General features: G+C 29.5%; 11 protein-coding genes. 10 read left to right on the top strand and 1 reads right to left on the bottom strand.

Annotated elements, in window-relative coordinates; genetic code table 11:
- The first annotated feature begins 51 nt into the window (after positions 1 to 51).
- The 9 genes from AC2TEO_RS01215 (at position 52) to thrC (ending at position 12,739) form a co-directional block, all read left to right on the top strand.
- A complete protein-coding gene (locus AC2TEO_RS01215; protein WP_442266363.1) occupies positions 52 to 843 on the top strand; it encodes a hypothetical protein in 792 nt (263 codons plus the stop codon).
- Positions 844 to 901: 58 nt separating this feature from the next.
- Entirely contained in the window at positions 902 to 1,393 is a 492-nt protein-coding gene (locus AC2TEO_RS01210; RefSeq protein WP_442266362.1) for a DUF6702 family protein, read from the top strand.
- Positions 1,394 to 1,452: 59 nt separating this feature from the next.
- Positions 1,453 to 3,591, top strand: coding sequence for a M1 family metallopeptidase (locus AC2TEO_RS01205; protein ID WP_442266361.1), 2,139 nt, complete (start codon positions 1,453 to 1,455; stop codon positions 3,589 to 3,591).
- A gap of 134 nt (positions 3,592 to 3,725) precedes the next feature.
- On the top strand, positions 3,726 to 5,960 hold the full coding sequence (locus AC2TEO_RS01200) for a M1 family metallopeptidase (RefSeq protein WP_442266360.1): 2,235 nt from the start codon (positions 3,726 to 3,728) through the stop codon (positions 5,958 to 5,960).
- A gap of 73 nt (positions 5,961 to 6,033) precedes the next feature.
- Positions 6,034 to 6,600 (top strand): Crp/Fnr family transcriptional regulator, encoded by a 567-nt coding sequence (locus tag AC2TEO_RS01195; RefSeq protein WP_442266359.1) that lies wholly within the window; start codon positions 6,034 to 6,036, stop codon positions 6,598 to 6,600.
- A 57-nt stretch (positions 6,601 to 6,657) separates the two neighbouring features.
- Positions 6,658 to 7,656 (top strand): NAD-dependent epimerase/dehydratase family protein, encoded by a 999-nt coding sequence (locus AC2TEO_RS01190; protein ID WP_442266358.1) that lies wholly within the window; start codon positions 6,658 to 6,660, stop codon positions 7,654 to 7,656.
- Positions 7,657 to 8,070: 414 nt separating this feature from the next.
- Entirely contained in the window at positions 8,071 to 10,512 is a 2,442-nt protein-coding gene (gene thrA, locus AC2TEO_RS01185; RefSeq protein WP_442266357.1) for a bifunctional aspartate kinase/homoserine dehydrogenase I, read from the top strand.
- A gap of 11 nt (positions 10,513 to 10,523) precedes the next feature.
- Complete coding sequence (locus AC2TEO_RS01180; RefSeq protein WP_442266356.1) at positions 10,524 to 11,453, top strand: homoserine kinase; 930 nt, start codon at positions 10,524 to 10,526, stop codon at positions 11,451 to 11,453.
- A gap of 2 nt (positions 11,454 to 11,455) precedes the next feature.
- Positions 11,456 to 12,739 (top strand): threonine synthase, encoded by a 1,284-nt coding sequence (gene thrC, locus AC2TEO_RS01175; RefSeq protein ID WP_442266355.1) that lies wholly within the window; start codon positions 11,456 to 11,458, stop codon positions 12,737 to 12,739.
- Between the two features lie 54 nt (positions 12,740 to 12,793).
- On the opposite strand, the gene AC2TEO_RS01170 is transcribed toward thrC, so the two are convergent.
- Positions 12,794 to 13,240, bottom strand: coding sequence for a hypothetical protein (locus AC2TEO_RS01170; protein ID WP_442266354.1), 447 nt, complete (start codon positions 13,238 to 13,240; stop codon positions 12,794 to 12,796).
- Between the two features lie 107 nt (positions 13,241 to 13,347).
- Between AC2TEO_RS01170 and AC2TEO_RS01165 the strand changes: the two genes are divergently transcribed.
- Positions 13,348 to 15,669, top strand: coding sequence for a DNA topoisomerase 3 (locus tag AC2TEO_RS01165; protein ID WP_442266353.1), 2,322 nt, complete (start codon positions 13,348 to 13,350; stop codon positions 15,667 to 15,669).
- Positions 15,670 to 15,790 lie beyond the last annotated feature (121 nt).

Genomic DNA, 15,790 nt, shown 5'->3' with positions numbered 1-15,790 from the left:
TTTTTGTATTTTAAATGAGAATTTTTATTTCACATTTAGACCTATTTTCCTATGAAAAAAATCATATTTCTATTTTTAATTTTTACAATTCATTTTTACGCACAAAGAACACAAATAACTGGAACTATTTCTGATAATCTAGGAATAGTAGATAACGCTCATGTAATTAACTTAACATCAGCAGAAGGTACTTTCTCAGATGCTAAAGGATACTTCTTAATTAATGCTCAAATCGGAGATGTTCTTCAAATTACTTCAATACAACACTATGGTAAAAAAATGAAGATTTCTTCAATTACTATGGATCGAAAAAAAATTAATATTCTCTTAGAAATACAAGAACGCGTTCTAGAAGAAATTGAAATAAAAAAAACTACATTATTACAAAGACTTACATCAGATATTAAAAAAACTCCAAAAAATATCGGAGTAGAAAAATCAAAAAAAGCAACTAAATTTGAAAATGTAAAAACAACAGATAATATTGTGTTATCTAGTGCTATTAAGAAAAGTGAATCTGAAATGAAATCAGATCCAATTTTAGCTTTTGAAGGATTAACATTAGTTCAATTTTCTCTATTCACTTCGAGCGAAGAAAAAAGATTAAAACAACGTATTAAAAAAGAAGTATTTCGTGATCATTTACCAGAAAGAATAATGAATATTGTTGGTAAACAAAACTTTACAGAAACAATTAAAATTCCAGAAGATCAAATACTTAATTTTATCAATTATAGTATCGATGATGAAATTACAATGAATGTACAACGAGAAGAACATTTTAAAGTTATTGAGAACTTAAAAGAAAAAAGTATTTTATATTTGAAAAAATTAAAGGACTAAACTCACTTTTATTATAAAAAATCAATAATTTGGCTCAGCTTTTGAAGCTTTACAAGTCATGAAAAAAATTCTAATTCTATTTATAGGGATTTCATTTTTATCCTTTACTGATCACAAATACTACATTGCATTAACAGAAATTGAGCATAATTCTACAAACAATTCAGTAGAAATGATTATGAATGTTTTTGTTGATGATATAGAAAAAGCTATCAATACTGATTATAATACTGACCTACAATTAAACACTCAAAAGGAACATCAAAATACAGATTCTTACCTTACTAAATACTTAAAAAATCATTTTAAGATTTCTATTAATGAAAAACAAGTAGACTATAATTTTATTGGTAAAGAATATGATGGAAATATCGTTTACTTCTATTTAGAAATTGAAAACATAAATGAAGTAAAAAGTATTGAAGTTGAAAATGATGTTTTAGTTCAACACTTCTCCGATCAACAAAACTTAATAAAAGTAAAAGTAAATGGAGATCGAAAAAGCCTTTTTCTAACTAAAAAAAATGATAAAGGTTTGTTAAAGTTTTAATCAATATATTTACTAAACTTTAACTTTATCAAATCTTACATTCAAATTATAAACAGATAATGAAAAAAATTTTTTATTCATTTTTTCTAATCTGCTTTGCTATCACAATTTCTGTAGATGCACAAAGTAGAACTAGAAAAACGCAGAAAGGTCATACTAACGAAAATAAATTCAAACAATTAGAAGATCTTTTAGCGACTCCAAATGAAGTTCATACCGCTTCAGGTGCACCAGGAAAAAAGTATACTCAACAAAAAGTTGATTATAAAATGGACATCTTTTTAGATGATGAGAAACAGAGAATAACTGGTAGTGAACAAATAGTATATCATAATAATTCAGAAGACGAACTTCCATATTTATGGGTGCAATTAGACCAAAATATGAGAGCTGCAGATTCTAAAACTCCGGATATTACTTCTGTTAAAGTTCCAAAAAACATTAGTAAGCGTAACTTTAACCGTTTCTTTCCAGAAAAACCTTTTGATGGTGGTTTTAAAATTACTGAAGTAACCAATGCAGATGGTAGTAAATTACCTTATATCATTAATAGAACAATGATGCGTGTTAATTTACCTAAACCATTAGCTGCAGGTGGTACTTTTAAATTTAATATCAAATGGTGGTACAACATAAACAATCACAGAACTCAGGGAGGTAGATCTGGTTATGAGCATTTCCCAAAAGATAACAATAACAACTATGTTATAGCACAATTTTACCCAAGATTATGTGTGTATGATAATGTAGAAGGTTGGCAAAATGACCAATTTTGGGGACGAAGTGAATTTGCTTTAGAATTTGGTGATTTTGATGTGAATATTACTGTTCCTTCAGATCATATTTTAGGTGCAACTGGTGTTTTACAAAATGAAAGTGAAGTTTTAACTAAAAAGCAACAAGAGCGATTAGCTAAAGCTAGAAGAACCTACAATAAACCTGTTTTAATTGTTACTCAAAAAGAAGCTACCAAAGCTGAAAAAAATAAGTCTAAACAAACAAAAACATGGAAATTTTCTGCAAAAAATGTAAGAGACTATGCTTTTGCAACATCTAGAAAGTTTATCTGGGATGCTATGGCTGTAGATATTAATGGAAAAAATGTAATGGGTTATTCACTATATTCTAAAGAAGCAAATCCTTTATATGGTGATCATTCTACAAGAGCAGTTGCACAAACTCTTAAAACATATTCTCGTTATACTTTCGATTACCCATACCACAAAGCAATTTCTGTAGATGGTCAAATGGGAATGGAATATCCTCAAATTTGTTTTAACCCAGGACGTCCTAATCCTGATGGAACTTATTCTGATAGAACAAAATATTTAATGATCAAAGTTACTGTTCATGAAGTTGGACATAATTTCTTTCCTATGATAGTGAACTCAGACGAGAGAAAATGGACTTGGATGGATGAAGGATTAAATTCTTTCATGGAAATGCAAGCTGAATTAGATTATGATCCTAATTTCCCTATTGTAAGAGGATTGCCTAAAAACATAATAAAATATATGGATGGTAATCAAGCAACAATTGCTCCTATTATGTCTAAAGGAGATAATGTATACAGCTTTGGAAATAATGCTTACGGTAAGCCAGCCACCGCTTTATATATACTTAGAAACACTATTATGGGGCCAGAATTATTTGATTATGCTTTCCAAACATATTCTAAGCGTTGGAAATTTAAACACCCAACACCAGCAGATTTCTTTAGAACTATGGAAGATGCTTCAGCAATGGATTTAGATTGGTTCTGGAGAGGTTGGTTTTATACTACAGATGTTACAGACATAGGAATTAAAGCTGTTAAAAAATTCTATACTCAACCTGGAAAAGGAGACACTGTCGATTTTATTCAAGATAAAACTGAAGGTTTAGGTTTCGGAACTGCGAAAAATCCAAAATCAAAATACCACTATGAAATTACATATAATAAACCTGGAGGATTAGTAATGCCTATTATTGTTGAATTTACTTATTCAGATGGAACAAAAGAAAGGAAAAAATATCCTGCTCAAATTTGGAGACTTAACGATAATGAAGTTACTAAAGTTTTCTCTTCTGATAAAGAAATCAAAAATATTGAAATTGATCCTGATTTAGAAACTGCAGATGTAGATACTGAAAATAATAGTTGGCCAAGGAAACAAAATAATAAGTTTCAAAAATTTAAAAATAAGGTCAAAGGATAATTATTAATAAAGCCGATAGTTAAACTATCGGCTTTATTTTTATAAAACTTTGTTAATTTTTACAACAAATTTTAACTTACCAATATAATTTCTTTAATTTCAAAAAATTATTTTAAAATCAACTAAATTTTATAATGAGAAAGTTATCAGCTTTACTACTTACTGTGATCTTAATCACTTCCTCAGTATATGGTCAAGAAACCAAAAAAGATACTGAAAAAAAGCCTCAAAAAGGTCATGTAGATAATAATAAATTTCGCCAATTAAAAGATGTTTTAGCCACACCTAATTCGAATAGAACAGCTTCAGGTGCACCAGGACACGAATATTCACAACAAAAAGTTGACTATGTAATGAATCTTCGTATAGATGAAAAAAACAATAAATTATATGGAGATGAAACAATCACTTACTATAACAACTCTAAAGACCATTTAGAATATTTATGGTTACAATTAGATCAGAACATGCGTGCTCCAGATTCTAAAACTCCATTATCAAACTCTACACGTGCTAATTTATTTGAAACTCCAGAAGATTTTGTTACTAAAAATATGGGAACTAAAAAAGATTTTGGATTTAAAATCGAAGCCGTTAAATATGAAGATGGTAGAGATTTATCTCATACAATTAATCGTACAATGATGCGTATTAATTTACCAACTCCTCTAGCTCCTGGAGCAAATTTCAAATTTAAAATAAAGTGGAACTATTTAATTAATAATTCTGTTACCGATGGAGGTAGATCTGGTTTTGAACAATTCAAAGATGGAAATAAAGCTTACACCATAGCTCAATTCTTTCCAAGATTATGTGTGTATAACAATGTTGAAGGATGGCAAAACATGCAATTCTGGGGCCGTAGCGAATTTGCTTTAGAATTTGGTGACTACGATGTAAAACTTACTGTTCCTGCTGATCATATCGTCGATGCTACTGGAGATCTTCAGAATGAAAAAGAAGTTCTTACTAAAGAGCAACGTAAAAGATTTGAAAAAGCTAGAAAATCTTTTAAAGATCCTGTATTCATTGTAACACAAGCTGAAGCTGAAGAAAACGAGAAAAAAGGTACTGATAAAACTAAAACTTGGCACTTTAAAGCTAAAAACGTTCGTGATTATGCTTTCGCTTCTTCTAGAAAGTATATATGGGATGCAATGGCAGTTGATATTAACGGGAAAACTGTTATGGCAGTTTCTTTATATCCTAAAGAAGGAAATCCTTTATGGGAAGAGCATTCTACAAGAGTAGTTGCTAACACTTTAGAAGAATATTCTAAATTAACTTTTGATTATCCTTATTCTAAAGCAATTTCTGTTCATGCTGACAGACAAGGTATGGAATATCCTATGATTTGTTTTAACTATGGTCGTCCAAATCCTGACGGAACTTATTCAGACAGAACTAAAAATGGAATGATTGGTGTAATTACTCATGAGGTTGGGCACAATTTCTTCCCTATGATTGTAAATTCAGATGAGCGCCAATGGACTTGGATGGATGAAGGTATTAACTCGTTTGTAGAAATCTTAGCTGAATTAGATTATGATCCTAATTTTAATACAAATAACTTACCTAAAGATATTGTTCGTTACATGAGCTACGATCAAGAAAATTTATCTCCAATTATGTCTCAAGGAGATTATGTGAAAAATTTTGGTCCAAATGCTTATACAAAACCTGCTGCTGGTTTATACATGTTAAGACAAACAATTATGGGACCAGAGTTATTCGATTATGCTTTTAGAACATATTCTCAACGCTGGATGTTTAAGCACCCTACTCCTGCTGACTTCTTTAGAACTATGGAAGACGCTTCAGGTATGGATTTAGATTGGTTCTGGAGAGGTTGGTTCTATACTACAGATTACTGTGACATAGGAATTAAAGAAGTTAAGCCATTATACTTAACTAACAAGCCTAGCGAAAGAACTAAACAATTACAAAAACAATATCCAGGTTATTTTGCATCATTAGGAAAATTAATTCATATAACTACTGAAAAAGCAGAGGCTGATCCAAGCGAATTAGAGAATTATATAAAAGGTTTACCAGCTGATAAAAAAGCTAAACTAAAAGAAATACCTAAGTATATGTATCAAGTTGAATTCGAAAAACCTGGAGGCTTAGTTTTACCTTTAATTGTAGAATTAACATATGCTGATGGTACTAAAAAACGTGAACAATTTCCTGCTCAAATTTGGAGAAGAGATGACACTAAAGCTTATAGAGTATTTACATCAACTAAAGAAGTTAAAAGTATTGTAGTAGATCCTGATTTAGAGACTGCAGATATTGATACTTCTAACAATAGTTGGCCTAAGAAAACTGAAAGTAAATTCGATAAGTTTAAAAATAATAAAAAGTAATTTTTACTTTTAAAAACAAAAAACCGCAATTTACATTGCGGTTTTTTTAGTAGTAATTAATTTAAATCTATAAATGATACAGCTAAAAAACTATATTAATAGCTATGCAAAATTAAGCAATTCTGATTTATATTATATAGAAAACGGCTTCATTTATGAAAAATTTAGTAAAGGAGAATTTATTATTACTTCCCAAAAAAGAGTGAATTATATATTTTTTTTAATAAAAGGGATCGTAAAGGGTTTTGAATATGAAAAGGAAAAAATCGTTATTCAACACCTTATAGAACCAAATAACTTTTTTACAGACTTTGATAGTTTTATGAGTAAAGAAAACACTAACGAAAATTATCAAGCTATAACAGACATAGAAGTATTAAAAATAGGTTATGAAGATTTTCAAGTATTTAAACATAAATCTCTAACATTTCAAACTACTTTAAATAAAATTCTTCAAGAATCTTTATCCTGCAAAATGGAACGCTTACAAGATTTTCAAACATTAAATGCTAAAGAACGCTATTTAAAGCTTCTAAACAACTCTCCTACCTTAATTCAAAAAGTATCAATAAGTGATTTATCTTCTTATTTAGGTATAGAACCATCTTCATTAAGTAGAATACGAAAACAAGTTTTCTAACATTTGTCATTTTTTTCATCATTTTAAAAGATCAATTTTGGTCCAAACTTTAAAATTATGAATGAAATCTCTTTAGTAACTGGTGCTAACGGACATTTAGGTTATAATCTATGTAAAATACTTTTAGAAAAAGGTGAAAACGTAATTGCAACATATAGAAATCCTAAAAACCGAAAAATTTTATCTGAATTAGGATGCAAAACTTTGCCTGTTGATATTATGGATAAAAACGCTATGATAAAAGCATTTTATGGAGTTACGAATATATATGCTGTAGCTGCGTCTTTTAAAATGTGGTCAAAAAATCCAAAAAAAGACATCTATGATAACAATGTAGAGGGCACAAGAAAACTGTTTGAAGCAGCTAATGAAAGCGGCGTAAAAAATATTGTTTATGTGAGTTCTGTAGCTTCATTGGATTTTACTAAACTTCCAGCAAAAGAAAGCAATGGCTATAATACAGATCGAAGAAATTGGTATTACAATTCTAAAAATGATTCGGATAAATTAGCTTTAGAGTTGGGCAAAAAATTTAATATTAGAACTGTACTTATTTTACCATCAGCTATGATTGGTAGTAAAGCTCATCAATTAAGTTACTCCAATCGATTAGTAAAACAGATTTTAGATGGTGAAATGATTGCTGATACAAATATTACTTTAAACTGGATTGATGTTAAAGATGTTGCTTTAGGAGCTTATTCTGCCATGAAAAAAGGAAGAAATGGTGAACGATATATTCTAGCGAATGAAACACATACCTCTATTCAAGAAAGTGTAGCTATAGCTGCTAAAACATTTCCTGAATTAAAGTTAAAAACTCCCCCAAAAATACCGAAACCATTACTTTATATAATTGCCTTTTTTATGAAAACTGGAAGTTTAATAACGGGAAAAGAACCTCTATTACAAAAAGAATATATTGATATGTTTTATGGTTTAAAACAAGATTATGACATCAATAAAGCCAAATCTGAATTAAATTTCACTCCTAAATCGAGTAAAAAAGCTCTAATTGAAGCTCTTAATTATATCAAAAATGAATGGAATCATTAATTTTTTTAGAAAACATCATTTTTATGATATACAAAATTATTACAAATATAAATCGACATAGAATTACAATATATCTACTTAAAAGCAGTTTATTTTATCAAATTGATACTTTAACAAACAACTCCTTTTCTTTTCCTAAAGATTATATGTAAATTTTTATGGATTAAAATATATCTCCATTTTTTTATTAAAAAATTAATAGTACTTTTATCGGCGTGAAAGCGGATAAAATAAATATTCATGTTCTTAAAGACGTAACTACTACGTTTGGATTCGCTTACACGATTATTTCTACAATTATTACGACCCTTTTGGGGTTGTTTTTCTACATATAATTCTCGGGGTAAGTCTTTTTTTAAAAAAAGACTAAAAATAAATCACACAAAATAATCATTTTACCTTAATTCACTTAAAATGAAAGTCCTAAAATTCGGAGGTTCATCAGTTAAAGATTATCAAAACATAAAAAAGGTTTTGAACATCATTGAAGAAAAATCAAAAGAAGATCAATTAGCAATAGTAGTTTCTGCGTTTGGTAAAACTACAGATACTTTATTAAAAAGTGCTCAACTTGCAAAAAATAAAGATGACAGTTATTTGAACTTAATTAATCAAGTAGAACAACACCATTTAAAAACTATTGAAAATTTAATTAGTAATAATTCTAACAATGTTATAGAACGTACAAATGAATTATTCAATCAATTAAAAACCTTATATAAAGGCTGTTATTTATTGGAAGAACTTTCTCCTAAAGCTAAAGCTATTATAAGTAGTTTCGGAGAACGCTTATCTTCATATATTATATCTGAGGCAGCTAAAGAAAGATTAAATGCAACTTATAAAGACAGCCAGGAATTAATAATTACAGATGATAATTATTTAAAAGCTCAAGTAGATTTCGAAACAACTTATAGTAATTGTTCTTCTTATTTTAACAACAATAAATTTCAAGTTGTAGTATTACCAGGTTTTATTGCTAAATGTTACAATGGCCAAACAACTACTTTGGGACGTGGTGGTTCAGATTATACTGCCTCAATTTATGCTGCAGCAGTACATGCGGAAGAATTACAAATTTGGACAGATGTTAGTGGTATGTTCACTGCAAATCCATCTATTGTAAAACAAGCAAAACCTATCCGTCATATATCCTATCAAGAAGCAATGGAAATGTCTCATTTTGGAGCTAAAGTTATCTACCCTCCTACAATTCAACCTGTAAGAGAAATGAGAATTCCACTGGTAATAAAAAACACAAATGCTCCTAAAGATGAAGGTACATTAATCACATTAAATACTAACAAAAATTCATCGGTTAAAGGAATTAGTTATATAGAAAATATTGCTTTACTAACCATTGAAGGTAGTGGAATGATTGGTATCTCTGGAGTTTCTAAACGTTTATTTGAAGCTTTATCTGAAGATAATATAAATGTAATATTAATAACACAAGCTTCGTCTGAACATACAATTTGTGTTGGGGTTTTAGAAGAAGATGCTGAAAAAGCAGTAACTAGTATCAGTAAAAAATTTAACATAGAAATTAATCTAAAAAAAATAGATCCTATACATACTGAAAAAGGTTTAAGCATATTAGCTTTAGTTGGAGATAATATGAAAAATCATCAAGGATTAAGTGGAAAAATGTTTAGTGCTTTAGGAAAAAATAATGTAAACATAAGAGCTATTGCGCAAGGTGCTTCTGAAAAAAATATATCTGCTGTGATAAAAAGTTCAGATGCTAAAAAAGCATTGAACACATTACATGAACAATTCTTTGGAGATCAAACCAAACAATTAAATCTTTTCGTTACTGGTGTAGGTAATGTCGGAAATCGATTCTTAGCACAATTACAACAACAAAAAGAATATTTACAAGAACAACTTAAACTCAATGTAAGAGTTATAGGCCTTTCAAATTCTAAAAAAATGTATTTCGATGAACAAGGAATCGATTTACGACATTGGAAAGATTTACTTTTAAATAAGGGAGAAACTACTAGCTTAGATATTTTTCATGAAAAAGCTAAAGGGTTAAACTTAAGAAACAGTGTATTCGTTGATAATACTGCTAATAAAAATGTTTCAGAAATGTATCAACAGTATTTAGAAAACAATATTGCAGTAGTTACTTGTAACAAAATTGCTTGTGCTTCTGAATTAAACAATTATAAGACACTAAAAAAAGTTTCTAAACAATTTAACGCTCCTTTCTTATTTGAAACTAATGTTGGAGCTGGTTTACCTATTATTGATACTTTAAAAAACCTTATCGCTTCAGGTGATCGTGTTCATAAAATACAAGCTGTTTTATCTGGTAGTTTAAACTTTGTTTTCAACAATTTTAATAATACTAATACTTTTCATGATATTGTAGAACAAGCTCAAAAAGAAGGGTATACAGAACCTGATCCTAAAATTGATTTAAGTGGTGTAGATGTTGCTAGAAAAATTTTAATTTTAGCAAGAGAAAGTGGTTATGAACTAGAATTATCAGATATAGAAAATCAATCATTTTTACCGCAAGAAAGCTTAGATACTTCAAACAATAAAGATTTTTATGAAAGCTTAACAAAATTTGAATCTCATTTTCAAGAAATTTATACTAAAGCAAATAATGAAAATTGTAAATTAAAATATGTCGCTGAATTTATAGATGGTAAAGCTAAAGTTGGTTTACAACATATTCCACAAGATCACCCTTTTTATAATTTAGAAGGAAGCGACAATATTGTACTGTTTTTTACAGATCGTTATCCTATTCAGCCGCTACAAATTAAAGGTGCTGGTGCTGGTGCAGATGTAACAGCTTCAGGTATTTTCGCTGATGTAATTAGAGTTGGTAATAATTAAAAAAGTACGACATGAATCAAATTAAGATATTTTCACCAGCTACAGTAGCCAATGTCTCTTGCGGTTTTGATTGTTTAGGTTTTGCAGTTAATGATATTGGAGATACAATGACATTTACAAAAACCGAAGAGAAAGGAATTAAAATAACAAAAATTACTGGTGCTAACTTACCTTATGAAACAGATAAAAATGCTGCTAGTGGAGTTGCTTTATCCATGTTTGAAAAACATCCTGTTGATTTTGGTTTGGAAATTGAAATTCATAAAGGATATGCTCCAGGTAGTGGATTAGGAAGTAGTGCTGCTAGTTCTGCTGGTGCTGCTTTTGCTGTTAATGAACTATTAGGAAAGCCTTTTACCCAATTGGAGCTAACTAAATTCGCTATGCTAGGAGAGCAGATAGCTTGTGGTACTCCTATCGCCGATAATGTCGCAGCAGCAATTTATGGTGGTTTTATATTGGTACAACAGTATTATCCTTTAAATATTATTAAAATCCCTGTACCTTCAGAATTAATTTTAGTTGCAATTCATCCTCAGGTAGAAGTAAAAACTAAAGATGCTAGAGAAGTTCTTCCAGAAGAAATATCTTTAAAAAAGGCTGTAACACAATGGGCTAATGTAGGTGGTTTAATTAGTGGTTTATATACTAATAATTATGAATCTATAACTAATTCTCTTAAAGATATTATTGTTGAACCTGCAAGAAAACATTTAATCCCGTATTTCGATGAGGTTAAAAAAACAGCTTTAAAACACGGTGCTTTAGGTGCTAGTATATCAGGCTCTGGACCAACAATTTTTGCACTTTGTAAAGGGGAAGAAACAGCTAAAAAAGTACATCAACAAATAGATGAATTATATCAAAAAACTGGTATCGATTATACCATGGTGTTATCAAAAATAAACACACAAGGAGTAACCATATTAGAATCTAATTAATCATGAAATACTATAGTTTAAATAATAATGCTAAATCTGTTTCTTTTAGTGAAGCTGTAATACAAGGATTAGCTCCTGATAGAGGTTTATATTTCCCCGAAGAAATTCAACCTTTATCTAAAGAGTTCATTACTAATATTGATCAATATTCTAATGAAGAAATTGCTTTTGAAGCAATTAAACAGTTTGTTGGAAATGAAATTCCTAAAGAAACTTTACAAAAAATCGTTTCAGAGACTATTGATTTTGATTTTCCTGTTGTTTCTTTAGAAGAAAACATTGGAACTCTGGAATTATTTCATGGCCCTACTCTAGCTTTTAAAGATGTTGGTGCTAGATTTATGGCTAGGTGTTTAGGTTACTTTAATTCTCAAAACCCAGATAAAGTAACTGTTCTAGTTGCAACATCTGGAGATACTGGAGGGGCAGTTGCTAATGGTTTCTTAGGTGTAAATGGTGTTGATGTTGTTATATTATATCCTAGTGGTAAAGTCAGTGAAATTCAAGAAAAACAATTAACTACTTTAGGTAAAAACATTACTGCTTTAGAAGTTCATGGAGTTTTTGATGATTGCCAAGACATGGTTAAATCTGCTTTTTTAGATGAAGGTATTACACGACAATTAACCTCTGCAAATTCTATAAATGTAGCACGTTGGTTACCGCAAATGTTTTATTATTTCTTTGCTTACAAACAACTATACAAACAACATGCAGATATTGTTTTTTCTGTACCAAGTGGAAATTTCGGAAACATTTGCGCTGGTATGATGGCTCAAAAATTAGGTTTACCCATTAAACATTTTATCGCTGCTACAAATGTAAATGATACTGTTCCTCAATTTATGAAAGCAGGGAAATACGAACCTAAAGCTTCTAAAGCTACAATATCTAATGCAATGGATGTTGGAAATCCGAGTAATTTTATTAGAATTCAAAAGTTATTTAATAACGATTTTCAAGATTTAAAAACTAGATTCTCTTCTTTTTCATTTTCAGATGATCTTACTAAAGATGCAATGAAAAGAATTTACAAAACATCTAATTATGTAGCAGATCCTCACGGTGCTGTTGGTTATTTAGGTTTAGAAACTTATGGTTTACAAGAGAAAGAGTTTGGTGTGTTTTTAGAAACTGCACATCCTGTAAAATTTTTAGATGTGGTTGAGGAAACATTATCTCAAAAAATTCCTATCCCAGAAGAAATTCAAGAAATCATAACAAAAAAGAAAGAATCTATTCAAATTAGTACTTACGAAGAATTAAAGTCTTTTTTGAATTCATAAATAAAAAAGCGTTTCTAATTTTAGAAACGCTTTTTTATTTTCTTAAGCTATTACTTATTTCTTGAATAACTTTGTGACATCTTCAGCAGTTAATAATCTAGATACTTTTACATTTTCTTCAACATCTACAGGATTATCTCCACTAGTCATTTGAATTTGTAAGAAAGCTTCTCCATCTTCTCTAGAATACTTTAACCAAACAATTTGTCCGTTTGCTTTCATTTTTAACGGATCTCTTGGTACGCTTTGAAAACCTGCCATTAATCCATTATATAATTTATCTATATCGTTATCTATATTTTTAAAACTAAAGCTTACATATTCATGGCCGATTGCATTAATGTTTTTAAAGAAAAAATTGTAATCATTTTCACCAACCTTCTCTAAATACACATAACTAATTTTTCCTACAACTTCACTTTGGCTTGTTTCAATAAATTCGATTTGTGAATACACAGATCCTGAAACAACTAACAATAATAACAATAAAGCTTTTCTCATAATTCTTCTAATTTTAGGGATTCGTATTTTTATTAATTACTTTAATAACGCCTAAAAATAGAATTATTATATCAATTTTACTATTTTTCGGCGATTAAAAATGAATAATGAAAGTTTGTATCGCTGAGAAACCTAGTGTGGCAAGAGAAATCGCTAACATTTTGGGAGCCAACACCAAACATGATGGATATTTTGAAGGAAACGGTTATGCCGTTACCTATACTTTTGGTCATTTATGTACACTTTTAGAACCAAAAGACTATAAACCTCACTGGAAAAGCTGGGATTTGAACAATTTACCCATGCTTCCAGAGAAATTTGGAACCAAAGTCACAGCTGATTCTGGAATCCAAAAACAATTTAATATTGTTAAATCACTATTTGAAAAAGCCGATGTGGTTATTAATTGTGGAGATGCAGGGCAAGAAGGAGAATTAATACAACGCTGGGTAATTAACCAAGCTGATTACAAAGGAAAAGTAGAACGATTATGGATTTCTTCATTAACAGAAGAAGCTATAAAAGAAGGTTTCAATAACCTTAAAAAAGAAGAAGATTATAACAATTTATACTACGCTGGTTATTCTAGAGCAATTGGAGATTGGTTATTAGGATTGAATGCTACACGTTTATATACTGTTAAATTTGGTGGCTACAAACAAGTACTTTCAATAGGAAGAGTTCAAACTCCAACCCTAGCGATGTTAGTTAATCGTCATTTAGAAATTGAAAATTTTAAGCCTCAACCCTATTGGGAACTTCAAACTACTTATAGAGATACACTCTTTAATTGTGAAGAAGGTCGTTTTTTAAAGAAAGAAGATGGACAAAAATTCGCAGATAAAGTAAAAGAATCGGATTTTGAAATTGTTTCTGTAAAAAAGAAAAAAGGAAAAGATTATGCTCCTAAACTTTTCGATTTAACTGGATTACAAGTTTACTGCAATAATAAATTTGGATTTTCAGCTGATGAAACCTTAAAAATTGTTCAGAAACTATATGAAATGAAAGTAGTTACTTATCCAAGGGTTGATACTACTTTCTTACCAAATGATATATATCCTAAAGTTGCTGGTATTCTTAAAAATTTAACTAATTATGCTGAAATAGCTCAGCCTTTATTAGGTAAGAAAATTAAGAAATCGTCTCGTGTTTTTAATGATAAAAAAGTCACAGATCACCACGCTATAATTCCTACTGGAGTTCAAACGAATTTACAATACAATCAGCAACAAGTTTATGATATTATTGTTCGTCGTTTTATAGCTGTTTTTTATCCTGATAGTGATATTGCCAATACAGCCGTTATTGGTAAAGCCGATGATGTATCTTTTAAAACTACCGGAAAAGAGATTTTAACTAAAGGGTGGCGTGTTGTTTTTGAATTCAATGAAGAGCCTAAAAAAATAACTTCAGATCAAAGTTTACTTCCTAATTTTGAAGAAGGAGAAAAAGGTACGCATGAACCAAGTTTCTTAGAAAAGGAAACCAAACCTCCAAGAAATTATACAGAAGCAAGTTTATTACGCGCTATGGAAACTGCTGGTAAACAAGTAGACGATGATGAAATGCGAGAGTTAATGAAAGAAAATGGAATTGGTCGTCCATCTACACGTGCAAGTATTATAGAAACACTTTTTAAACGTAAATATATTGAACGTCAGAAAAAATTAATTCTACCAACTAAAACTGGTATAGATTTAATTCAATTAATTGATAATGAACTTTTAAAATCTGCTGAACTTACTGGACTTTGGGAAAAGCGTTTAAAAGAAATTGAACGTGGAGATTACCATGCAAGTACATTTATTAAACAAATGAAACAAATGGTAGATCAATTAGTTTATGAAGTTCGTTCTAGTAAAAAAACTGTTCGACTTTCTGCAGAAAATAATACAGAAAATGCGACTGCGAAAAAAACAAAAAAGAAAACAACTACTAAAAAGACAGTAGTTGGAAAAGAATGTCCGAAATGTAAAAAAGGAAACTTGTTAAAAGGTAGTTCTGCTTACGGATGTTCGAATTATAAAAACGGTTGTGGTTTTAAACTCCCATTCTCTTTCTTAGAGAAAAATATTTCTGAAAGTCAATTAATTCGATTACTTGATAAAGGATGTACTACGAATTTAAAAGGTTGGAAAACTGAACACGGAAAAGTAGAAGGTTTAGTTCGCTTTGATGATCATTTCAATTTAAAGTTAGAACCTAAACAAAGTGGTACAGAAAAAGCAAAAGCTGTTCCTGATAAAATTACCTGTCCTAAATGTAAAAAAGGTACTATTTTAAAAGGTAAATCTGCTTATGGCTGCTCAGAGTATAGTAATGGTTGTACTTATGTTTTTCCTTTTACAAAAATTAAAGAGTTAGCTAACGGGAAACATATTACCAAAGAAATGGTGTATGATTTTTTAACAACTAAGTTTGAGTAACCTATCAAATTCGAAAAAGTTACATGCTTTTGAATTAAGTATTTTAATACAAAGTTGTTCTTCTGAAGACTTCTAAGTAAAAAGTTAAAATTATAGTTAGATCATTCAAAAGTTGAAGTAA

Source organism: Tenacibaculum aquaeponti, assembly GCF_057221555.1.
This window is presented reverse-complemented; position numbering and strand designations above follow the sequence as displayed.